Source organism: Actinoallomurus sp. NPDC052308, assembly GCF_040679195.1.
In the GTDB taxonomy this organism is placed as follows: Bacteria; Actinomycetota; Actinomycetes; order Streptosporangiales; family Streptosporangiaceae; genus Actinoallomurus; species Actinoallomurus liliacearum.
This window is the reverse complement of record NZ_JBFAUM010000015.1, coordinates 120405-140369: the sequence shown is the minus strand read 5'-3', so window position 1 is coordinate 140369 and position 19965 is coordinate 120405. Positions and strand designations below refer to the sequence as shown.

Genomic DNA, 19965 nt, shown 5'->3' with positions numbered 1-19965 from the left:
CGGGCCGGTGGATCGACCACCGGCCCGTTTCACGTCGTCGCCTGCTCAGGTGGGCATGACGGCGTCCTGCGACATTCCCGCGCCGGGCAGGGCACCGCCGGTGCCGAGCGTCTTGGCGGAGCTCTTGCGGCTGCGCCGGCTGCGCTTCTCCAGCCAGGTGGCGAGGTAGCTGAGCGACAGGTTCATCGCGATGTAGATCAGCGCGATCACGATCGCGGCCGGGATGAGGTTGCCGTACTGCGTCGGGATGAGCCGGTACCCCGTGTTGAGCAGGTCCTCGTACGCGATGATCCAGCCCAGCGCCGAGTCCTTCAGCAGGACGACGAGCTGGCTGACGATCGCCGGCATCATCGCGGTGGTGGCCTGCGGGATCAGGATGAGCCGCATCACGCCGCCCTTGCGCAGGCCGATCGCGTACGCCGCCTCCGACTGGCCTCGGGGCACCGAGTTGATCCCCGCCCGGAAGATCTCCGCCAGCACGGAGCCGTTGTAGAGCATCAGCCCGACGACGAGCGCGGCGAACGCGCTGACCTCGGGGAACTCCCGGTTCAAGGCGTTCGCGATCGTCGGTGGTCCACTGAAGACGAAGAAGATCAGGATCAGCAGCGGGATCGCGCGGAAGAACTCGACGATCGCCCCGGCCGGGATCCTGATCCACCGGTGGTCGGACATGCGCCCGAGCCCGAACACCACGCCGAAGATCAGTGCGAGCACGGCCGCGGCGAGGGACGCCTTCAGCGTGCCGCCGATGCCGGGAAGGATGTAGTCCGTCCAGGTCGAGCCCTGGATGAACGGCTTCCACAGCTTGCCCTGCAGTTGGCCTTCTTTGTGGAACCGGGCGATGACGACGTAGATGATGCCGAGGATGGCGATCGCCGCGATGAGCGTCAGGATGTTGTGCCGCATCCGGGCCTTCGGGCCCGGCGCGTCGAACAGGACCGACGCCTGCCGCTTCTTGGCGCGCGGGGGCGCCGGCTTGGTGTCCGTCACGGTCGTCACCGGGCCACCGCCATTCGCTTGGCCAGCCAGTTGAAGAAGAACCCGGTCGGCAGGGTGAGGCACATGAAGCCGACCGCGAAGCCGACGAAGATCGGCAGGGTCGCGCCGTACTGCTCGAACATGTCCTTCATCAGCGAGGCCGCCTCGTAGTAGCTCGCGACCAGGACCACCGTCGTGTTCTTGATCATCGCGATCATGACGCTGCCGAGCGGCGCGATGACCGCGCGGAACGCCTGCGGCATGATCACCATGCGCAGCGACTGGGTGAAGGTGAGCCCGATCGCCCGCGCCGCCTCCGCCTGTCCCATCGGCACCGTGTTGATGCCGGCCCGCAGGGACTCGGCGACGAACGCCGCCGTGTAGAACGACATGCCGATGACCGCCAGCCAGAAGAAGTTGACGGTCGACGTGTTGGAGATCCTGAACTTCAGCGTGTCGCTCAGCCCCAGGCTGCAGAACAGCAGCACCAACGTGAGCGGGGTGTTCCGCAACGTGTTGACGTAGAACGTGCCGGCGATCCGCAGCACCCGGATGGGGGAGACCCGCATCCCGGTGATCAGCGTGCCGATCACCAGGGAGAGGATGCCCACCGTCACGGAGATCCGGATGTTCGCCCAGAAGGCCGAGAGCAGCTTGTCAGTGTTGTCCGCCAGCGGGCTGAAGTCGAGGAGTACGTTCCAGTTCATCTCACTCCTACGCTCTTACGAGCGGCGCCGGTGAGCCCGTGCGGCCCACCGGCGCCGATCCCGTACCTGCGGCTCAGCTGCAGCCTTCCGGGGTGGGGGCGGTCGCGTCGAAGGGGAGGTTCGCCTTGGCGAACCACTTCTCCCACAGCTGCTTGGCGGTGCCGTCGGAGTACATCGACTTGATCGCGTCGTTCACGGCGTTGCAGGTCTTGGTGTCGCCCTTCTTGAGGCCGACGCCGTACTTCTCGTCCGTGAACGGCGCGTTGACGACCTTGACCGCCGAGCCCTCACGGACGGCGAAGCCGCCGAGGATGGTCGCGTCGGTGGAGACCGCGTCGACCGAGCCGCCCTTGAGCTTGGTGATGCACTCCTCGTAGCCCTGGGCCGGGACGGTGACGGCGGCGACCTTCGCGTTCAGCTTGTTGGTGCCCTCGGTGATGTTCTTCCAGGAGTTCGACCCGGACACCGCGCACAGCTTCTTGCCCTTGAGGGACTGCAGGCTCGTGATCGAGCTGTCGTTCGCCCGGACCATCAGGTCCTGGTGGGTGACGACGTACGGGCCGCCGAAGGTGACCTTCGGCTTACGCGCATCGGTGATCGAGTAGGTGGCGATCACCATGTCGACCGTGCCGTTCTGCAGGAAGGTCTCCCGGTTGGCCGACCGGGCCTCCTTGAACTCGATCTTGCTGTCGTTCTTGACGCCGAGCTTCTTGGCGATGTACTTGGCGACGTCGATGTCGAAGCCCTCGACCCCGCTGCCGGTCTTCATGCCGAGGGCGGGCTGGTCGTACTTGACGCCGATGACGATCTTCTTGCCGTCCTTGGCCTTGTCGACCACCGTCGTGCTCTTCTTCGCGGCACAGCCGGAGATGCCCGCCGTGGCCACCGCGAGCGCGGCGGCGACGACCCCGAAGTGACGTACTCGCATTTCTATCCCCTGTGTTGTGGCAGAACCGCGCGCCGCGGTTCCTCGGGTCGGATGAATCTGATCCGTCGAACCGGTCGCGGTCAGTGCGTCAGGATCTTGGAGAGGAAGTCCTTGGCGCGGTCGCTCCGCGCGTTGGTGAAGAACTCTCCGGGGGTGTTCTCCTCGACGATCTGGCCGTCCGCCATGAACACCACCTTGTTGGCCGACGCCCGGGCGAACCCCATCTCGTGGGTCACCACGACCATCGTCATGCCCTCGGCGGCGAGGTTGATCATTACGTCGAGGACCTCTTTGACCATCTCCGGGTCGAGGGCCGAGGTCGGCTCGTCGAACAACATGACCTTGGGCCGCATCGCGAGCGCCCGGGCGATCGCGGCGCGCTGCTGCTGGCCGCCGGACAGCTGCGCGGGGTACTTCTCGGCCTGCGAGGCGATGCCCACCCGCTCGAGGAGCTCCATCGCGCGCTGCTCGGCCTCGGTCTTGTCCGTCTTGCGAACCTTGATCGGACCGAGCGTGACGTTCTGCAGGATCGTCTTGTGCGCGAACAGGTTGAACGACTGGAAGACCATCCCCACGTCGGCGCGCAGCTGCGCCAGCGCCCTGCCCTCCTCGGGCAGCGGCTTGCCGTCGATCCGGATGGTGCCGCCCTCGATGGGCTCGAGCCGGTTGATCGTGCGGCACAGCGTCGACTTGCCGCCGCCCGACGGGCCGATCACGACCACGACCTCGCCACGATGGATGGTGAGGTCGATGTCCTTGAGGACATGGTGCTCGCCGTAGTACTTGTTCACGTTCTCAAGCACGACGAGAGGTCCGCCGCCACTCACCTCGGCCTCCCGGGCCTCCTTGCCGCTGTCCGTCATGTGCGCAAAGCGTACGTCACGGAATTGCCAAGAAAGCAGAGCCCAGGTACCGATCCGGTCACGTTGCAGAAGGCATTTGCCTGCGGCGGAGCGGCGCCGACCCGCTGAAGTCGATCTTGTACGGGGCCGGCGCGGCGTGAGCGTGATCGAGTCACCGTCCGGCGCCGGGCGCGCGTACTCTTTCCTATGAGATGAGCGCGCCCACGACATTCGACGACCGGCCCCGTACGTACGAGATCCGCACGTACGGCTGCCAGATGAACGTGCACGACTCCGAGCGGCTCGCCGGGCTGCTGGAGGACGCCGGCTACGCCCGCGCGGACGACGACGCGACGCCCGACGTCGTCGTGTTCAACACGTGCGCCGTACGGGAGAACGCCGACAACCGGCTGTACGGCAACCTCGGCCACCTGCGGCCGGTGAAGGAGAGCCACGCCGGCATGCAGATCGCGGTCGGCGGCTGCCTGGCGCAGAAGGACCGCGACACGATCGTCAAGCGCGCCCCCTGGGTGGACGTCGTCTTCGGCACCCACAACGTCGGCTCGCTGCCGGTCCTGCTCGAGCGCGCCCGCGTCCAGGAAGAGGCGCAGGTCGAGATCAAGGAAGCGCTCGAGACGTTCCCGAGCACGCTGCCGACCCGCCGCGAGTCCCCGTACGCCGCGTGGGTGTCGATCTCGGTCGGCTGCAACAACACCTGCACCTTCTGCATCGTGCCGTCGCTGCGCGGCAAGGAGAAGGACCGCCGCCCCGGCGAGATCCTCGCCGAGGTCGAGGCGCTGGTCGCCGAGGGCGTCTGCGAGATCACCCTCCTCGGGCAGAACGTCAACTCCTACGGCGCGGAGTTCGGGGACCGGGGCGCGTTCGCCAAGCTGCTGCGCTCCTGCGGGGAGGTGGAGGGGCTGGAGCGGGTCCGGTTCACCTCGCCGCACCCGCGCGACTTCACCGACGACGTGATCGCCGCGATGGCCGAGACGCCGAACGTCATGCCGTCGCTGCACATGCCGCTGCAGTCCGGGTCCGACCCGGTGCTGAAGGCCATGCGGCGCTCCTACCGTCAGGAGCGCTACCTCGGGATCATCGAGCGGGTCCGCGCCGCGATCCCGGAGGCCGCGATCACCACGGACATCATCGTCGGCTTCCCGGGGGAGACCGAGGAGGACTTCGAGCAGACCCTGCACGTCGTGCGCGAGGCCCGGTTCGCCGGCGCCTTCACCTTCCAGTACTCCAAGCGGCCCGGCACGCCGGCGGCGGAGATGGCCGGCCAGGTGCCGAAGGAGGTCGTGCAGGAGCGGTACGAGCGCCTCATCGCCCTGCAGGAGGAGATCTCCTGGGCGGAGAACAAGAAGCAGCTCGGCCGCACCCTCGAGGTGCTCGTCGCCGAGGGCGAGGGCCGCAAGGACCAGCGCACCCACCGGATGTCCGGGCGGGCGCCCGACAACCGGCTCGTCCACTTCGGCCTCGGCGAGGACACCGAGACGCCCCGGCCGGGTGACATGGCGACCGTCGAGGTCACCTACGCGGCCCCGCACCACCTGGTCGCGGACGGACCGGTCCGCGCCGTCCGGCGCACCCGGGCGGGCGACGCCTGGGAGCGGCGCACGGCCGCGCCGAAGGGCGTCCCACTGGGCATGCCGGGCATCGGCCGGCCCGCGACGCCGCCGGTCTCCTCCTGCCCGTGACCTCGCCGTGCTGACCTCCGCGGCGGTGTGCCCGCATCCGCCGCTGCTGGTGCCCGAGGTGGCGGGCGGTGCGGCCGCCGAACTCGACGGCCTGCGGGCGGCGTGCGACGCGGCGGTGCGCCGGCTCCGCCCCGCCGATCTACTCATCGTGGTGGGATCCGGGCCGGGCGATCGCGACTTCGGCTCCGACGCGGCGGGCGGCCTGCGGCCGTACGGCGTCGACCTGACGGTCGGGCCGGGCGAGCCCGTGTTGCCCCTGTCCCTGACCATCGGCCGGTGGCTCCTCGGCGACCGGCCGGCCGTGTTCCGGAGCGTCGCCGAGGACGCCTCGCCGTACGACTGCCTCCGGCTCGGCGCGGAGCTGGCGGATCGGGCACCTGCCGTCGCGCTGCTGGTTATGGGCGACGCGTCGGGGTGCCGCAGCCAGGCCGCGCCGGGCTACTTCGACGCGCGGGCCGCCGGTTTCGACGCGACGGTGGCCGCGGCGCTGGGCGCGGGCGACCCTACCGTTCTCGCCGGGCTCGACCCCGCCCTGGCGGCCGAGCTGCGGGCGGCCGGGCGGGCGCCGTGGCAGGTGCTGGCCGGCGCGGCCGGAGACGCGTCGTTCGACGCGGAACTCCTGGCGGACGAGGCGCCGTACGGCGTGGGGTATCTCGTCGGGAGCTGGGCCCGCCGCGCGCTATGAGGGGCGGCCGCCCATCGGGTCGGCGCCTCCTTCGCGGTCCTCGGGGGTGTGCCGCTGTCCGCCGGAGCGTTCCACGTACCTGTGGGCCTGTTCCTGGGCCGTGTCGATCTGCCGGGAGTACTTCCCTCCGGTCTTGCGGTCGGCCATGTCGCCGGCCTTCTCGATGGCCTCGTCGACCTTGTCGCCGTGCTGGCCGAGCAGATTCTTGACCTTGTCCATGAAGGACATCCGGGCCTCCTGACGCCTCTTGGGGGGTACCGCCCCTCGGCACCCTCTATCGGCCCTCTGCCCCCATATCCGGCGGCGGAACCCATCGAGGTGAGACCGTGCGCCCGGCCCCGGGACCCCGGAGCCGGGCGCGGTGCGGGTCAGCAGGAGCCGTTGTCGGTCCAGACGTTCTGCGCGTTCGCGCCGGGCACGTCACCCTGGGTCCACCACTTGGCCGTCCAGCGGTGTCCGTTGTAGGAGACGGCCGCCCCGCCGGTGTAGGCGGTCCCGGCGTTCCAGGCGGGCAGCCCGGCGCAGCCCGTGCCGCCGCTCCCGCCGCCTCCGTTCAGCTGGTCCACCGCCTGCTGGGCTTCGGCCATGTGCTGCTGGTACGCGCCGTTGGTGTAGGTCGTCCACGGCGTCCAGTCGTTACCGGATGAGGAGATCCGGTAGGCGGCCTGCGCCGCGCCGTTCGGGTCGAACGCCTGGGCGTCGGACACCTCGGAGTGCCAGTAGGAATTGATCTGCCACAGCCCGCGGTCACGGCTGCAGTCCGAGTCGACCAGGACCGCCCGGGTCCAGCCGCTGCTCTCGGCCAGCGCCACGGCCACCGAGACGACCAGCCCGTGTCCGGTGAAACCGTTGTTCTTGGCGATCTGGGCGATCTGCAGGGTGGTCAGGTGGTCGCCGGCGAGCGTGCTCGTCACCGTGCAGGTGGCCGCGGGGCGAGCCGAGGAACGGGCGGCGCCGGGCGGGACGGTGCCGGCCGCCGCCACACCGGCGGTCATGAAGGTGAACAGAGCGGCCGCGAGCAGGCCGGGGAGCCACTTGCGAAGCAGCATCGATCCTCCTAGGTCGGGGGCGGGGAGGGGACCAGGAGCGCTCCGATTGACTTTCTGGAAAGTTTCCTAAAAGTCAGGCTTGATAGTAGACCGCGCCCGACCGTCCGACAAGGAGGCGTGACGGAAAGTCCGGACGTGCTTGACCGGTCTGTCCGGTGTCCTGCGCCTCGCCGCGAGGGGGTGGCGGCGGCACCTCGGGGGAAACGGCAGAATTGAGCCGGTGGGGGACATGAAGGTGATCGCCGTCGTCGGCCCGACCGCCGCGGGAAAATCCGACCTCGCGGTGGAGCTCGCGCTGCGGCTCGGCGGCGAGATCGTCAACGCCGACTCGATGCAGCTCTACCGGGGTATGGACATCGGCACGGCCAAGCTCGCCGAGCCCGAGTGGCGCGGCGTACCGCACCACCTGCTCGACGTGTGGGACGTCACCCGCACGGCCAGCGTCGCCGAGTACCAGGAGCTGGCCCGCCGGACCGTCGCGGAGATCCGCGGCCGCGGGCGGGCGCCGCTGCTGGTCGGCGGGTCCGGCCTCTACGTCCGGGCGGTCCTGGACGACCTGGAGTTCCCCGGCACGGACCCGGAGCTGCGGGCGCGGCTGGAGGGCGAGCTCGCCGAGTACGGGTCCGCCGCGCTGCACGCCCGGCTGGCCGGCCTCGACCCGGCCGCCGCCGCCACGATCCTGCCGAGCAACGGACGCCGGATCGTCCGGGCGCTCGAGGTGATCGAGATGACCGGGCGGCCCTTCACCGCCTCGATGCCGTCCTACGCCGACACCGGCGACTCGGTGCAACTGGGGCTGACCGTCCCCCGTCCCGAACTCGACGAGCGCATCGCAGTGCGCGTCGAGCGGATGTGGAAGGCAGGCTTCGTCGACGAGGTCCGCGGGCTGGAGCCGTACGGGCTGCGCGACGGGCTCACGGCGAGCCGCGCGCTCGGCTACGCGCAGGTGCTCCGCTTCCTGGCGGGGGAGTGGACCGAGGAGGAGGCGAAGCAGGAGACGATCCGGGCCACCCGGCGGTTCGCCCGTCGCCAGGAGTCGTGGTTCCGCCGCGACCCCCGGGTGCGCTGGATCCCCTACGACGCGCCCGTCGAGACCGCGCTGGATACGATCGGCTCATGCGCTTCGTGAAGGGCCACGGCACCGAGAACGACTTCGTGATCGTGCCGGACCTCGATGGCTCCCTCGACCTGACGCCGTCCCTCGTGGCCGCCCTGTGCGACCGGCGCGCCGGGATCGGCGCCGACGGCGTGCTGCGCGTCGTGCCCGCCAAGGCGCTCGGCCACGACGACCTCGGCGCCGAGTGGTTCATGGACTACCGCAACGCCGACGGCAGCGTCGCGGAGATGTGCGGCAACGGCGTGCGGGTGTTCGCGCGGTACCTCGTCGACAGCGGCCTGGCCGCGCCCGGCGACCTCGCGGTCGGAACGCGGGCGGGCGTGCGCGCGGTCAGCCTGGGCGCGACCGGCGACGTGACGGTGGACATGGGCGCCCCGCGGATCCTGGGGGAGGGCCGGGCGGTGCTGTCCGGCCGGACGTACGCGGGCCTGCGCGTCTCCATGGGCAACCCGCACCTGGCCTGCCTGATCGACGAACCCGTCGCTCGCCTCGACCTGGAGCGGGCCCCGGACGTCGACGCGGCGGTCTTCCCCGAGGGCGTCAACGTCGAACTGTTCCAGCCGGTCGGCGACGGCCGGGTGGAGATGCGGGTTCACGAGCGGGGAGTGGGAGAGACGCGCTCCTGCGGTACGGGCACGGTCGCGACGGCCGTCGCCGCCGCCCACGCCGAGGGCCGCACGACCGGCACCTGGGAGATAGCCGTCCCGGGCGGCGTCCTCACCGTGATTTTGGACGGCACGACCAGCTTCCTGCGCGGCCCTGCCGTCCTCCTCGCCGAAGGCGACCTCCACCTCGACCGCCTCACCCTCCGCTGACCGAATCGCCGTTCCCGGCGTACGTGCCCACGGTGGAAGACATCGCGGAGTTCGTCTCGTCCGGCGTCCACAAGAGCCGGGCCGAGCTGACGGCGCCGCCGTCCGTCCGTCACTTCGCCGCCGGTGTGGACCCGCGAACCGGGAGGAACGCGGCACCGCACCGTCCACAACGACGGCGACGTGGCAACACCGGCGGCGCGGCCGGGTCATTGGAGGCCTTGGTAGATCCAGTCCGGGAGTGTCTCGACGAGGTACAGCCATTCGCCGGGGGCGATGGCGGGGCCGGCGCGTCCCATGTCGCCGCGTCCGTTGCGGGCGGCCACGACACCACCCGTGATCGCGCAGGTGGTGTCGACGTCGCCGAGGCCCTCGGCGGTCGTCCAGAGGGCGTCGGTGAGGCTGCCGAGATGGTGGGCGGCGCACCACAGGGCGAACGGAACCGTGTCGTCGGCGCGGATCCGCTGCCCGTTGCCGAGGACGTCGGCGGCCTTCCAGGCGGGCGTGTCGCCCGGTAGGTCCGCGGCGCGCAGGGTGCCGTCCCGGGTCGACCCTGGGGGCGTGTGCGCCGCCACCTCCCGGAGCAGGTCGGCGCCCCAGAGCACGCCCTCCCGCCCGGCCGGGGTCCGCGGCGGCACGCCCGGGCTCTGCCGCCACCGGGCCTCGTGGTCGGTCCAGCCGGCCACGGCGAGGGACGCCGCGACGGCCACCGCGATCGCACCGGCGATGCCCTCGGGATGGGCGTGGGTGACGTGCGCGGACCGCCGTGCCTGCTCGACGGTGAGCTCGAGATCGGGGCCGAACCAGGCGCCCAGCGGAGCGGCTCTCATCGCCGCGCCGTTGCCGAGGCTGCCCTGCCCGTCGAACAGCGCCCGCGCCGCCGTGCGCCACGCGGCCGGTTCCGCTCCGAGAAGCGGCAGCAGGTCGTGCATCCCGGCGCCGTACCCGCGGCCCGGATCGGCGGCGTAGGTGTCGGCGAACGCACGGGCCAGATCCTCCTCGACGATCTCCCCATGCCGCAGGAGCACGCGCACGATGCCGAGGGCCATCGCGGTGTCGTCGGTCCAGTGCCACACCTGGCCGGGCCCGAAGTTCTGACCGGGTCCCGGCCGGCCGCCTCCCGGGACATCGGGAAGGCTGCGCGCGGCGATCTCCCGGCGGGCCTCGGCGCCGGACCGGAAGAACCACCGCCGGCCGAACGCGTCCCCCAGCGACAACCCCATGACGCTGTCGAGGACGGCGCGCCCATTGACGATCATGACCGCAGTCTGTCACGCGTTCGGCCGGTCAGGGCGCCGACGCCCGCTCGGAGGGCGGCGGCGTCGACGTCCTCCAGGATGAGTTTCTGGATGACGAATCCCGGCACCAGGCAGAACAGCGTGGCGCCGACCGCCCGTGGGTCGGCGTCGGCGGGCAGGTGACCCGCGTCGCGCATTCGTTCGGCGAGCTTGACCCACCACTCCCGGGTGTCGGTGAGCAGCTCGCGGACGGTGGGGCTCAGGGCGGGGTTGTGCATCGCCTCCACCCAGCCGGCCGGCGCGAGCCGGAGCGGGCCGTCGTGTACCAGCAGGGACTCGACGCGCGCGGCGAACCGGCCGACCACGTCCTCGAGTGGAGGCAGGGTCTCCTCGTTGAGGATCTCCTCGAGCAGGGCGGTGACGAGGCCCTGGTTCTCGACGGCGATGGCGCGGACGATCTCCTCTTTGCTCTTGAAGTAGCGGTAGACGGCGCCGGCCGACAGGCCCGACTCCTTGAAGACGTCCTGCATGGACGTCTGGTGGAAACCCTTGCGGCCGAAGCACCGCCGGGCCGCGTCGAGGATCTGCCGCCGACGCTGTTCGAGGTGCTCCTCGCTGACCTTGGGCATGGGGCCAATACTAAAACGAACGTTCGTTCTTGACACAACTCGATCACCGATGCCAGCGTGGGATCAAAGAGAACGAACATTCGATTTATAGGAGCGGCAGAGATGAAGAGACCCCTCCGCGCCGTCCTCGTGGCCGTGCTGGCGGTGGCCGTGCAGGCGCTCATGGTGGCCGCGTTCACCTGGCCCGCCGCGCGCGTCGCGCCTCGCCACGTCCCGATCGTCGTCGCCGGCCCCGCCCCCGCCGTCGCGTCCGTCGCGCAGCGGCTCGACGCCGAGCGGCGCGGCGCGTTCGAGGTGGAGCGGCGGCCCGACGAGGCGGCCGCTCGACGGGCACTGGCCGATCGCGAGGCGTACGGCGCGATCGTGGTCGGTCCGGCCGGGCCCCGGGTCCTGGTCGCGTCGGCCGCGAGCCCGACCATCGCGCAGCTGCTCACGCAGATGTCGCAGCAGCTGTCCGGGCGGGCGGCCCCGGCTCCGCCGGACGTCGTGGCGGCGGACCGCGACGACCCGCGCGGGGCCGCGTTCGGCGCACTTGTGCTGCCGCTGGTCATGTCGAGCCTGGTGGGCGGCGTCCTGCTGGTGTTCCTGGCCGGTGCCGCCGGGTGGCGGCTGGCCGGGCTGGTGACGTTCGCGGTCGGGGGCGGGCTCGTGACGGCCGCCATCGTCGGCGGCGGGCTGTCGGTGGTGCCGGGGGCGTACCTGGAGATCGCGGGGGTCGTCGGGCTGACCGTCCTCGCCGTGTCGGGCGCCGTCGTCGGTCTGGGAGCGGTCATGGGGCGGGCCGGGCTCGGCCTCGCCGCGGCCGTGATGATGCTCCTCGCCAACCCACTGTCCGGCGTGACCTCCGCACCGGAGCTGCTGCCCCGGCCCTGGGGCGCGATCGGCCAGGGGATGCCGGCCGGAGCGGGCGGCACGCTGCTCCGCTCGGTGGCCTTCTTCGACGGCGCGCGGGCGGGCTCGCCGCTCACCGTTCTGCTCGTCTGGTCCGCGACCGGGCTCCTGCTCCTCGGCCTGGGCGCGTTGCGGGACCGGCGGCGTACCGGTGCTCATGAGGTCGCCGGCCGTGGCGCGCAGGCCCTGGCGGACGCCGACACCTGAGCGTCGCCCGTCGCGGGGCAGGCGGATTGTCGATTACCGAATCGGTTTCGGTTACGATGGCCGCCATGACCCCCGTGAAGCGCCAGGCGCGGGCCGAGCGCACCCGCGCCGCGCTGCTGACGGCCGCTCGGGAGGTGTTCGAGGAGCGCGGCTTCCTCGACGCCAAGATCAGCGAGATCTGTGAGCGGGCCGGCGTCGCGTACGGCAGCTTCTACACTCACTTCGCCGACAAGGACGCGGTCTTCGCCGAGTTGATCGACGAGATGCTGGCCGGCCTGCTCGCCGTGATGCGGGCCGAGCCGCTGAACGGGGACGGCCCGACCGCGCGCATCGCGAGCGCCAATCGCGCGTACCTGCGCGCGTACCGGAAGAACGCCCGGCTGATGGCCGTCTTCGAGCAGGTCGCCACCTTCTCGCCGGCCATGCGCGAGACCTACCTACGGGCCTGGGGGGTCTTCTACGACCGTCAGGAACGCGCCATCCGTGAGTGGCAGCGGGCCGGGCTCGTACCCGACGACGTCGAGCCACGCACGGCGGCGGTCGCGCTCGCGACGATGATCGGCCGGACGGCGTACACCTGGTACGTCCTCGGCCGCCCCCACGACGACGGCGACGTCGAACAGCTCACCCGGCTCTACTGCCGGGCGATCGGCATGTAGGAGGCAGCGTGGACTTTCGCGACACACCAGAGGAGGCCGCGTTCCGCGCGGAGCTCCGCTCGTGGCTTGAGGAGAACGCGCCGCAGCGCGCGGTCGAGGCGGGTCGCGGCGACTTCGACGCGCTGCGCGCGTGGGGCGGGCGGCTCTACTCCGCCGGCTATGTCGGGATCACCTGGCCGGAGGAGTACGGCGGACGGGGGCTGTCCCCGACGTACCAGGCCATCTACCTGGAGGAGCTGTCCCGCGCCGACGCCCCCGGTCACCCGGGGGTCATCGGCCTGAACATGGCCGGTCCCACGATCATCGCCTGGGGCACCGACGAGCAGAAGCAGCGTTATCTCAAGCCGCTGCTGTCCGGCGAGGAGATCTGGTGCCAGGGGTTCTCCGAGCCCGGTTCCGGCTCGGACCTGGCCGCCGGCCGTACGAGCGCCGTCCTCGACGGCGACCACTGGGTGGTCAACGGGCAGAAGGTCTGGTCGTCCTACGCGCACAAGGCCGACTGGTGCATCCTCGTCGTCCGCACCGACCCGGACGCGCCCAAGCACGCCGGCCTGTCCTACCTCATCGTCGACATGCACGCGCCCGGCGTCACCGTACGCCCGCTGCACCAGATCACCGGCGACCCGGAGTTCAACGAGATCTTCTTCGACGACGTACGGGTGCCGCGCGAGTCGATCCTCGGCCGGCCCGGTGACGGCTGGAAGGTCGCCATGACCACGCTGCTGCACGAGCGCGGCACGCTGGGCTTCGCGCTGTCCGCCGAGCTCGAGCGCATGGTCAACCGCCTGGTCGACCTCGTACGGGAGGAGGGGCCAGACGGCCGGCGGCCCGCCGACGACCCGCTGATCCGCGACGCGGTCGCCCGCGAGTGGATCGAGATGCAGTCGCTGCGCTTCACCAACTACCGGGCCCTCACCACGCTGCTGGAGACCGGCATCCCCGGCCCGGAGGGCTCGGGCGTCAAGCTCGCGTGGAGCGAGGCCAACCAGCGCCTCACCTCGCTCGCCCAGTCGGTGTTCGGCCTGCACGCCCAGGTCACCGGCGAGGACGCGCCGTGGAGCGGGTTCTGGCAGTACTGGCAGTTGCGGTCCCGGGGCAACACGATCGAGGCGGGCACCTCGGAGATCCTCCGCAACATCATCGCCGAGCGGGTCCTCGGCCTGCCGAAGGGACGTTGATCATGGATTTCGCGTTCTCCGAAGAGCAGGAGCAGCTGCGCGGCTTCGCCCGTGAGTTCCTCGCCGACCGCTACGACGACGTCCGCCTCGCACAGCTCGCCGACTCCGAGACCGGCGTCGACGCCGAAGTCTGGCCGAAGCTCGCCGAGATGGGCTGGCTCGACGCCGAACTGACCTTCCTCGACCAGGCCGTGCTGCTGGAGGAGACCGGCTACCGGCCGCTCGCCGCACCGTACTTCACCACGACCGTCCTGGCCGCTCCGGCGCTGGACGACGAGGCGGCCAAGCAGGTCGCGGACGGCCGCCTGACCGCCACGCTCGCCTGGGCGGAGCCGGGGATGCGCCAGGGGCTGCTGGACCCGGCCGGCGCGTCGGTCTCCGACGGGCGGCTCACGGGCCAGAAGGTCCTCGTCCCGGACGGCGCGGGGGTCGACCTGTTCGTCGTGACGGCCACCGACGGGCTGTACGCCGTCGGCGCCTCCGACGCCGTCGTCACGCCGCACGGTGGGCTGGACGGCACGCGGCGACTGGCGAGCGTCCGGTTCGAGGGCGCGCCGGCGCGCCCGCTGGTGACCGGAGAGGCGGCCGTCGAGATGCTCGGCCGGATCCGTGACCGCGCGTACGCCGCGGCGGCCCTCGAGTCGGTCGGCGTCGCGCAGCGCGCGCTGGACCTGCTCGTCGCCTACGCCAAGGAGCGGCAGCAGTTCGGCAAGCCGATCGGGGTCTACCAGGCGGTGTCGCACAAGGCGTCCGACGTCTACGTACGGCTTCAGGAGGCGCGGTCGCTGGCCTACTGGGCCGCGTGGTGCGTCGCCGAGGACGACCCGATGGCGCGCCAGGCCTGTCTCGCCGCCAAGGCCCACGCGGGCGAGGCGGCGGTCTTCGCCTGTGAGAACGCCATCCAGGGGCACGGCGGCATCGGCTTCACCTGGGAGCACGTGCTGCACCGCTACTACAAGCGCGCCCAGTGGCTGGCCGCCTTCGACGGCCCCGCCCGCGACCAGCGCGCCGAGGTCGCCGCCTTCCTCCTCGACTGAGGCCCGACTCCATGGGGAGTGGCCGGGGAATGTCCGCAGCAGGACACTCCTCGGTCACTCTGCTTTTCGGGGCATGTCCTTCGCGGCAGGCGCGGCAGGTGCCCCCTAAGTCGGATATATATTGACAGAGACGCCTGTGGTCTTTACCGGGCGTCACTCGAGGATCGGGCACTCGCACCATACGATTTTTCCTCCCGAGTGTAATGATTCATATCCCCAGTTCTTTGAGAGGGCTTGGACGAGGAGCAGTCCGCGGCCGTTTTCGTCGTCGTCCGAAGCGGTCCGCCGGTGCGGTGGATCGTCAGATCCGTCCCACACCTCGATCAGCAGGGTCTCGGCGAAAGCCGAAAGACAGAGATAGATCGACGGCTCCCTGATCCGCCGGCCGGCGCGAACGGGGCAGGTCAGGGCCCCCGTCGCCGTCACCGCGTTCGTTACAAGTTCGCTGACCAGGAGTTCGGCTGTGTCGATCAGTACGTCGAGTCGCCAACTGTGCAGGGCCGACCGCGTGTAAGCGCGGGCCTGGCCGGCGGCGGTCGGGAGGGCGGCGATGAGCATGCGGCCCGAACGCGGTGAAGATTGCATCTCTTGCGCCTTCCTTACGGTGCGCGATTCACCTCCCACGTCTACCCGGAGCGACGTACTCTCGAAGGAAAGACGGCGTTACCGTGAGCGTGCGCGCCCGGTCTGTGAAGCGGTTGTGAGGGAGCTGTGAGGTTCAATGACGGCCGTACGTGGCTGGAGTACTTCGCCGCTGAGTTACGGTCATGGCGTGAGTATCGGAAGATGAGCCAGTTGCAGTTGGCGAAGGCGATCAATTACTCGGAGTCCGCCGTCGGGATGGTGGAGACCGCGCGGCGCAAACCGAAAGTGGATTTCGTCAAGCGCTGTGACGACGCCCTTGAGACCGGCGGGGCCCTGCGGCGGCTGCTGAAGGAGCTCGTCGAGCGGGAGCTGATCCCGGACTGGCTCGATCGGTGGCGGATCGTCGAAGAGCAGGCGACGGCCCTGAACTCCTTCGAAGCGCTCGTCGTCCCGGGCCTGCTGCAGACGCCGGACTACGCGCGCGCGGTGTTCGAAAGGAGCGGCCAGCCCGCCTCGCAGGACATCGAGGCCCAGGTGCGGACCCGGATCGAGCGGCAGCAGATCCTGGAACGCGACGACCCGCCGATGTTCGTCGCGGTGGTGGACGAGGGCGTCCTGCACCGGGCCGTCGGCGGGCCGGAGGTCATGTGTGCGCAGCTCCTGCACCTGGTCGAGCTGTGCGAGTCGCGCTCGGACATCGTCGTCCAGGTGATCCCGAAGGACGTCGGCGCGTACGCCGGCCTGGCCGGGCCCTTCGCCATCGCGACCATGGACGGCGACGAGTTCGTCTACCTCGACACCGCGCTGTACGGCCAGCTGGCGGAGAGCGCGCATGACCTGGCGATCGTGAAACGGATGTGGGAGACGCTTCGCGCCGAGGCGCTCCCGCGTCAGGCGTCCATCAACCTCATCAAGAAAGTGGCCGAACAATGGAAATGAGCTGGCGCAAGTCGACACGGGGCAGCGGCAACGGCGGAGCGTGCGTCCAGGTCGCGACCTGGCGTAAGTCCACCCGCAGCAGTGGCAACGGCGGCAACTGCGTCGAGGTGGCGTGCGTGGCCACGCCGCAGACCGGCGACCGTCGGAGTTGAGGACGCGGCGGGGCAGGCGACCACCCCGCCGCTTCACGTCAAAGACCGACGGATCCGCCATCGCGGACATCCCACCGACTCCCTGCGCGTAACGTGACCGGCCGATAACGTCACGTGTTCGGGTAACTCTGGCGTGCGGAGGAGGTGTGCATGGCGGGCGTCCTGCTGCGCAGGTCGGTCGGTCAGGTGCTCCTTCTCGCCGTCGCGGTCAGCCTCGCCTACCTTCTCGCCGCGGCGTCCCTCGATCCGCGGGCGGAGCTGGAGGCGCGGAGTCCGCGACCGCCGCGCGCCGCCGTCGAGGCACGGCTCGCCCGGTTGAACGCCGACGACCGGACGCCCCTGCCCGTGCGCTATCTCACCTGGGCGTCCGGCGTCGTACGCGGGGACTTCGGCGTCGCCCTGGACGACACCCCGGTGGCGGAGGAGATGGGCCGGCGGGTCGGCGTGAGCCTGCGTCTGCTGCTGGCCGGCGTGCTCCTGGGCAACGCCCTCGGGGTCGGGTTCGGTCTCGTCGGCGCGACGGGCCGCCGGGCGCTCCTCGACCGCCTCATCGCGGTCGGCGGCTTCACCGTCCTCGCCGTCCCCGTGGTCGTCCTGGCCACCGTCGCCGAGACGGCGGCACAGTGGCTCAACTTCCGGACCGGAACGAGGATCATCGCCTGGACGGGGGAGTACACCCCCGGCCGGCCGGGCGGGTCCCTGGGCGGGATCACCGAGCGGGCCCGGCACCTCGTCCTCCCGACGCTGACCATCGCCCTCGGCCGGGCGGCGGTCCTCACTCGTTACCTCCGCGGCACCCTGCGGGACACCACCGGCGCCGCGTTCGTACGGGCCGCGGTCGCCAAGGGGCTGACCCGCCGCCGGGCGCTGACCGGGCACGCGCTGCGCGTCGCCGTGATCCCGGTGGTCCCGCTGTCGGCGTACGGGTGCGCGGCCCTCCTCGCCGGCGCCGCCTGCACCGAGAAGGTCTTCGCCTGGCACGGCATGGGCGAGTGGCTGATCGACTCGGTCCACCGCGGCGACGTCAACGCGGTCGCCGCCTACTGCTGCTTCGCCGCCGCCGTGGTCGTCGGAGCCGGTCTGCTGTCCGACCTCGCCGTCGCGGCCCTCGACCCGCGGACCCGTACGTGAGACATGGACGGCGCCTGGTGGGCCTGACGCTGCTCGCCCTGCTCGGCGCGGTCGCGTACGCCGGTCCGTACCTCACCCGGTGGAGCTGGACCGGCGTCGACGTGACCGCGTTCGGCGAGCCGCCGTCGGTGACGCACTGGCTCGGCACGACGCCGGCCGGCCGCGACATGTACGCGGTCACGCTGCGCGCCCTGCGCAGGTCCCTCGTGATCGGATTGCTGGTGGCGTCCGGGGCCACGAGCCTGGCGGCCGTCACCGGCGCCATGGCGGGATACCTCGGGGGATGGCCGGACCGGCTGCTGCTGTGGGGCACCGACCTGCTCCTGGTCTTCCCGCCGTTCCTGATCGCCGCGGTGGTGTCGCCGGTCGCCGTGGGCGCGGCCGGGACCGCCCTTCTGCTCACCGGCCTCCTGTGGCCGGTCACGGCGCGAGCGGTCCGGGCCGCGACACGCTCCCTGCGCGAGGAGGGGTACATCCTGGCGGCACGTCAGCTGGGAGCACCCGCCTGGATGATCGTCCGCCGGCATCTCCTGCCGAACCTGGTGTCGCTGCTGCTCGCCGACGCGACCCTGAACACCGGCGCGGCCATCGTCGCGGAGTCCGGCCTGTCCTACTTCGGGTTCGGCGTCCGCCCACCGGACGTCTCCCTCGGCACGCTCCTCGCCGACGGAGCCTCCTCGGCGACGGTCTTCCCCTGGCTGTTCCTGCCTCCGGTGGGCCTGCTGATCCTCGTCCTGCTCGCCGTCGACCTGGCCGGCGCCGGCCTGCTGGGTCCCCCTTCGCTCCGGGAGCGCGGATGACCCTCGTGCGGGTGGCGCTGAGCGCCGCCGTCCTGATCACTCTTGCCGGCTGTGGCGGCACCCGTCCCGGCGGGCCGTCCGTGCTCGCCCCGTACGACATCGGCCCGGTGCCGCGCGACGCGGTCCGGGACGGCGGCACCCTGCGGCTGGCGGCCGGGGAGTTCCGCACCCAGTGGAACTACTGGCACCTCGGCGGGCCGAACCTCGACGCGGTCACGGTGCTGCGCGCGACGCTGCCGTGGCTGTTCCGCGCCGACGCCACCGGCACGGTGCACCCGAACCCGGACTACCTCGCCCGCGTCAGGGTCGCCCGGACGAGGCCGCGCCAGGTCGTCGTCTACGACATCGCCCCGAAGGCCCGCTGGTCCGACGGCACGCCGATCGGCTACCGCGACTTCCAGGCCCTGTGGCGGGCGACCCGCGGCAAGAACCCGGCCTTCTCGATCGCCACGTCCACCGGGTACGACCGGATCCGGAGCGTCGAGCGCGGCACCGGGGAGCGGCAGGTCGTGGTCACGTTCGCCCGGCCGTTCGGCGAGTGGCCCGAGCTGTTCAGCCCGCTCTATCCGGCCAAGACGATCGGCACGCCGGAGCGCTGGGACCACGCGTGGCTGAACCGGCTCCCGGTCACCGCGGGCCCGTTCCGGCTCGAACGCATCGACCGGACCGCGCAGACGGTCTCGGTCGTCCGGGATCCCGCCTGGTGGGGGAACCGGGCGAAGCTCGACCGGATCGTCTTCCGGTACCTCGCCCGCGACGCCATGCCCGGCGCCCTGCTCGGCGGCGAGATCGACGGCTTCGACGCCGGGCCGGACGCCGCCGCGTACGCACGTCTCCAGGGAACCTCTGGGGTGGTGGTGCGCCGGGCGGCCGGACCGGACTTCACCCAGCTCACCTTCAACGGCGCCGGACCGATCCTCTCGGCCCCAGAGGTGCGCCGGGCGGTCGCGATGGCCATCGACCGTCCCACCGTCGCCCGGTCGGCGCTCCACGGTCTCCCGGGACGGCCGGAGGTCATGAACGACCACGTGTACGTCGACACTCAGCGCGGGTACCAGGACAACGCCGGAAGAGCGGGAGCGTACGACCCCGCCGAGGCCCGGCGGCTGCTGGACCGGGCGGGCTGGACGCCCGCCGGGGAGGCGCGCCGGAAGAACGGCCGGTCGCTCACCCTGCGCTTCGTCTTCCCGGAGAGCGCGACGACGAGCCGGCAGAGCGGAGAACTGATCCAGGCGATGCTGCGCCGGGTGGGTGTGCGCCTGCTGCTTCATCCGGTGCCCGACGGTGACTTCTTCGACCGGTACCTCCTGCCCGGCGCCTTCGACATCGCCCCGTTCACCTGGCACGGCACGCCGTACCCCATCTCGAACCTGGAGTCGGTGTACGCCCGGCCGCGCGGTGGCGCCGTCCAGCAGAACCTCGCCCGCATCGGCTCCGCCGGGTTGGACCGGAGACTGGCTCAGGCCGTCGGTGAGCTCGACCCCGTCCGCGCCCGCCACGCGGCGAACGCGGCAGACCGGATGATCTGGGACGAGACGCACTCACTTCCGCTGTACCAGCGCCCCCAGATCGTCCCGGTCCGGAGTTCTCTCGCCAACTGGGGCGCCTTCGGCCTGAGCGACCCGACCTGGACCGACATCGGCTTCCGCAGGTAGCCGACCCACGTGATCCCTTGCGAATACTGCGTTCTATCAGCAGCAT

General features: G+C 71.3%; 22 protein-coding genes. 13 read left to right on the top strand and 9 right to left on the bottom strand.

All coding sequences use genetic code 11. From position 1 onward, the window contains the following. Nucleotides 1–45 precede the first annotated feature (45 nt). The 4 genes from AB0L00_RS29425 to AB0L00_RS29410 all read right to left on the bottom strand — a co-directional run bounded on the left by AB0L00_RS29425 (nucleotide 46) and on the right by AB0L00_RS29410 (nucleotide 3476). Complete coding sequence (locus AB0L00_RS29425; protein WP_364440326.1) at nucleotides 46–999, bottom strand: amino acid ABC transporter permease; 954 nt, start codon at nucleotides 997–999, stop codon at nucleotides 46–48. Continuing rightward, entirely contained in the window at nucleotides 996–1685 is a 690-nt protein-coding gene (locus AB0L00_RS29420; protein ID WP_364440325.1) for an amino acid ABC transporter permease, read from the bottom strand. The genes AB0L00_RS29425 and AB0L00_RS29420 overlap by 4 nt, the downstream gene beginning before the upstream one ends. 73 nt (nucleotides 1686–1758) lie before the next feature. Continuing rightward, on the bottom strand, nucleotides 1759–2613 hold the full coding sequence (locus tag AB0L00_RS29415) for a glutamate ABC transporter substrate-binding protein (protein WP_364440324.1): 855 nt from the start codon (nucleotides 2611–2613) through the stop codon (nucleotides 1759–1761). 80 nt (nucleotides 2614–2693) lie between these two features. Beyond that, nucleotides 2694–3476 (bottom strand): amino acid ABC transporter ATP-binding protein, encoded by a 783-nt coding sequence (locus AB0L00_RS29410; RefSeq protein ID WP_345362063.1) that lies wholly within the window; start codon nucleotides 3474–3476, stop codon nucleotides 2694–2696. Nucleotides 3477–3667: 191 nt separating this feature from the next. Here AB0L00_RS29410 and miaB point away from each other — a divergent pair, with 191 nt between their 5' ends. Both miaB and AB0L00_RS29400 read left to right on the top strand, forming a co-directional pair. Further along, nucleotides 3668–5155, top strand: a complete 1488-nt coding sequence (gene miaB, locus AB0L00_RS29405; RefSeq protein ID WP_364440323.1) for a tRNA (N6-isopentenyl adenosine(37)-C2)-methylthiotransferase MiaB — start codon at nucleotides 3668–3670, stop codon at nucleotides 5153–5155. Between the two features lie 7 nt (nucleotides 5156–5162). After that, nucleotides 5163–5840, top strand: a complete 678-nt coding sequence (locus AB0L00_RS29400) for a class III extradiol dioxygenase subunit B-like domain-containing protein (protein ID WP_364440322.1) — start codon at nucleotides 5163–5165, stop codon at nucleotides 5838–5840. Here AB0L00_RS29400 and AB0L00_RS29395 read toward each other — a convergent pair. After that, nucleotides 5835–6068 (bottom strand): antitoxin, encoded by a 234-nt coding sequence (locus tag AB0L00_RS29395; protein ID WP_364440321.1) that lies wholly within the window; start codon nucleotides 6066–6068, stop codon nucleotides 5835–5837. The genes AB0L00_RS29400 and AB0L00_RS29395 overlap by 6 nt on opposite strands. 140 nt (nucleotides 6069–6208) lie before the next feature. Then, a complete protein-coding gene (locus AB0L00_RS29390; protein WP_364440320.1) occupies nucleotides 6209–6889 on the bottom strand; it encodes a carbohydrate-binding protein in 681 nt (226 codons plus the stop codon). A gap of 229 nt (nucleotides 6890–7118) precedes the next feature. Between AB0L00_RS29390 and miaA the strand changes: the two genes are divergently transcribed. Beyond that, nucleotides 7119–8018 carry a tRNA (adenosine(37)-N6)-dimethylallyltransferase MiaA gene (gene miaA / locus AB0L00_RS29385; RefSeq protein WP_364440382.1) on the top strand — a complete coding sequence of 300 codons (900 nt, stop codon included), beginning with the start codon at nucleotides 7119–7121 and terminating at the stop codon, nucleotides 8016–8018. Further along, entirely contained in the window at nucleotides 8006–8821 is an 816-nt protein-coding gene (gene dapF, locus AB0L00_RS29380; RefSeq protein WP_364440319.1) for a diaminopimelate epimerase, read from the top strand. Before miaA ends, dapF begins: the two co-directional genes overlap by 13 nt. Before the next feature lie 206 nt (nucleotides 8822–9027). Here dapF and AB0L00_RS29375 read toward each other — a convergent pair whose 3' ends face one another. Together AB0L00_RS29375 and AB0L00_RS29370 are read right to left on the bottom strand one after the other, a co-directional pair. Continuing rightward, the gene (locus AB0L00_RS29375; protein WP_364440318.1) at nucleotides 9028–10077 is read right to left on the bottom strand and encodes an ADP-ribosylglycohydrolase family protein; all 1050 of its coding nucleotides are present in this window, start codon (nucleotides 10075–10077) and stop codon (nucleotides 9028–9030) included. Next, nucleotides 10074–10685, bottom strand: a complete 612-nt coding sequence (locus tag AB0L00_RS29370) for a TetR/AcrR family transcriptional regulator (RefSeq protein ID WP_364440317.1) — start codon at nucleotides 10683–10685, stop codon at nucleotides 10074–10076. The genes AB0L00_RS29375 and AB0L00_RS29370 overlap by 4 nt, the downstream gene beginning before the upstream one ends. Nucleotides 10686–10787: 102 nt before the next feature. Here AB0L00_RS29370 and AB0L00_RS29365 point away from each other — a divergent pair, with 102 nt between their 5' ends. From AB0L00_RS29365 to AB0L00_RS29350, 4 genes are all read left to right on the top strand, one after another. After that, on the top strand, nucleotides 10788–11783 hold the full coding sequence (locus AB0L00_RS29365; RefSeq protein ID WP_364440316.1) for a hypothetical protein: 996 nt from the start codon (nucleotides 10788–10790) through the stop codon (nucleotides 11781–11783). Between the two features lie 65 nt (nucleotides 11784–11848). Further along, the gene (locus AB0L00_RS29360; RefSeq protein ID WP_364440315.1) at nucleotides 11849–12442 is read left to right on the top strand and encodes a TetR/AcrR family transcriptional regulator; all 594 of its coding nucleotides are present in this window, start codon (nucleotides 11849–11851) and stop codon (nucleotides 12440–12442) included. Nucleotides 12443–12450: 8 nt separating this feature from the next. Beyond that, a complete protein-coding gene (locus tag AB0L00_RS29355) occupies nucleotides 12451–13620 on the top strand; it encodes an acyl-CoA dehydrogenase family protein (protein ID WP_345362090.1) in 1170 nt (389 codons plus the stop codon). A 2-nt stretch (nucleotides 13621–13622) separates the two neighbouring features. Next, nucleotides 13623–14657 (top strand): acyl-CoA dehydrogenase family protein, encoded by a 1035-nt coding sequence (locus tag AB0L00_RS29350; RefSeq protein ID WP_364440314.1) that lies wholly within the window; start codon nucleotides 13623–13625, stop codon nucleotides 14655–14657. A gap of 153 nt (nucleotides 14658–14810) precedes the next feature. Here the strand turns inward: AB0L00_RS29350 and AB0L00_RS29345 are convergent, their stop codons facing one another. Further along, the gene (locus tag AB0L00_RS29345; RefSeq protein WP_364440313.1) at nucleotides 14811–15242 is read right to left on the bottom strand and encodes an ATP-binding protein; all 432 of its coding nucleotides are present in this window, start codon (nucleotides 15240–15242) and stop codon (nucleotides 14811–14813) included. Between the two features lie 126 nt (nucleotides 15243–15368). Between AB0L00_RS29345 and AB0L00_RS29340 the strand changes: the two genes are divergently transcribed. The 5 genes from AB0L00_RS29340 (at nucleotide 15369) to AB0L00_RS29320 (ending at nucleotide 19919) form a co-directional block, all read left to right on the top strand. After that, nucleotides 15369–16181, top strand: coding sequence for a helix-turn-helix transcriptional regulator (locus tag AB0L00_RS29340; RefSeq protein ID WP_364440312.1), 813 nt, complete (start codon nucleotides 15369–15371; stop codon nucleotides 16179–16181). Then, nucleotides 16172–16333 (top strand): DUF397 domain-containing protein, encoded by a 162-nt coding sequence (locus AB0L00_RS29335; RefSeq protein ID WP_364440311.1) that lies wholly within the window; start codon nucleotides 16172–16174, stop codon nucleotides 16331–16333. Before AB0L00_RS29340 ends, AB0L00_RS29335 begins: the two co-directional genes overlap by 10 nt. Before the next feature lie 150 nt (nucleotides 16334–16483). After that, nucleotides 16484–17464, top strand: coding sequence for an ABC transporter permease (locus AB0L00_RS29330; protein ID WP_364440310.1), 981 nt, complete (start codon nucleotides 16484–16486; stop codon nucleotides 17462–17464). After that, nucleotides 17461–18264 carry an ABC transporter permease gene (locus tag AB0L00_RS29325; protein ID WP_364440309.1) on the top strand — a complete coding sequence of 268 codons (804 nt, stop codon included), beginning with the start codon at nucleotides 17461–17463 and terminating at the stop codon, nucleotides 18262–18264. The genes AB0L00_RS29330 and AB0L00_RS29325 overlap by 4 nt, the downstream gene beginning before the upstream one ends. After that, nucleotides 18261–19919, top strand: a complete 1659-nt coding sequence (locus AB0L00_RS29320) for an ABC transporter family substrate-binding protein (RefSeq protein WP_364440308.1) — start codon at nucleotides 18261–18263, stop codon at nucleotides 19917–19919. The genes AB0L00_RS29325 and AB0L00_RS29320 overlap by 4 nt, the downstream gene beginning before the upstream one ends. Nucleotides 19920–19965: the final 46 nt, after the last annotated feature.

Excerpts from the sequence above, each read along its gene's own strand:
- AB0L00_RS29420 (WP_364440325.1), bottom strand. The coding sequence starts at position 1,685 with ATGAACTGGAACGTACTCCTCGACTTCAGCCCGCTGGCGGACAACACT.
- AB0L00_RS29415 (WP_364440324.1), bottom strand. The coding sequence starts at position 2,613 with ATGCGAGTACGTCACTTCGGGGTCGTCGCCGCCGCGCTCGCGGTGGCC.
- AB0L00_RS29410 (WP_345362063.1), bottom strand. The coding sequence starts at position 3,476 with ATGACGGACAGCGGCAAGGAGGCCCGGGAGGCCGAGGTGAGTGGCGGC.
- miaB (WP_364440323.1), top strand. The coding sequence starts at position 3,668 with ATGAGCGCGCCCACGACATTCGACGACCGGCCCCGTACGTACGAGATC.
- AB0L00_RS29395 (WP_364440321.1), bottom strand. The coding sequence starts at position 6,068 with ATGTCCTTCATGGACAAGGTCAAGAATCTGCTCGGCCAGCACGGCGAC.
- AB0L00_RS29390 (WP_364440320.1), bottom strand. The coding sequence starts at position 6,889 with ATGCTGCTTCGCAAGTGGCTCCCCGGCCTGCTCGCGGCCGCTCTGTTC.
- miaA (WP_364440382.1), top strand. The coding sequence starts at position 7,119 with ATGAAGGTGATCGCCGTCGTCGGCCCGACCGCCGCGGGAAAATCCGAC.
- dapF (WP_364440319.1), top strand. The coding sequence starts at position 8,006 with ATGCGCTTCGTGAAGGGCCACGGCACCGAGAACGACTTCGTGATCGTG.
- AB0L00_RS29375 (WP_364440318.1), bottom strand. The coding sequence starts at position 10,077 with ATGATCGTCAATGGGCGCGCCGTCCTCGACAGCGTCATGGGGTTGTCG.
- AB0L00_RS29370 (WP_364440317.1), bottom strand. The coding sequence starts at position 10,685 with ATGCCCAAGGTCAGCGAGGAGCACCTCGAACAGCGTCGGCGGCAGATC.
- AB0L00_RS29365 (WP_364440316.1), top strand. The coding sequence starts at position 10,788 with ATGAAGAGACCCCTCCGCGCCGTCCTCGTGGCCGTGCTGGCGGTGGCC.
- AB0L00_RS29360 (WP_364440315.1), top strand. The coding sequence starts at position 11,849 with ATGACCCCCGTGAAGCGCCAGGCGCGGGCCGAGCGCACCCGCGCCGCG.
- AB0L00_RS29350 (WP_364440314.1), top strand. The coding sequence starts at position 13,623 with ATGGATTTCGCGTTCTCCGAAGAGCAGGAGCAGCTGCGCGGCTTCGCC.
- AB0L00_RS29345 (WP_364440313.1), bottom strand. The coding sequence starts at position 15,242 with ATGCAATCTTCACCGCGTTCGGGCCGCATGCTCATCGCCGCCCTCCCG.
- AB0L00_RS29335 (WP_364440311.1), top strand. The coding sequence starts at position 16,172 with ATGGAAATGAGCTGGCGCAAGTCGACACGGGGCAGCGGCAACGGCGGA.
- AB0L00_RS29330 (WP_364440310.1), top strand. The coding sequence starts at position 16,484 with ATGGCGGGCGTCCTGCTGCGCAGGTCGGTCGGTCAGGTGCTCCTTCTC.
- AB0L00_RS29320 (WP_364440308.1), top strand. The coding sequence starts at position 18,261 with ATGACCCTCGTGCGGGTGGCGCTGAGCGCCGCCGTCCTGATCACTCTT.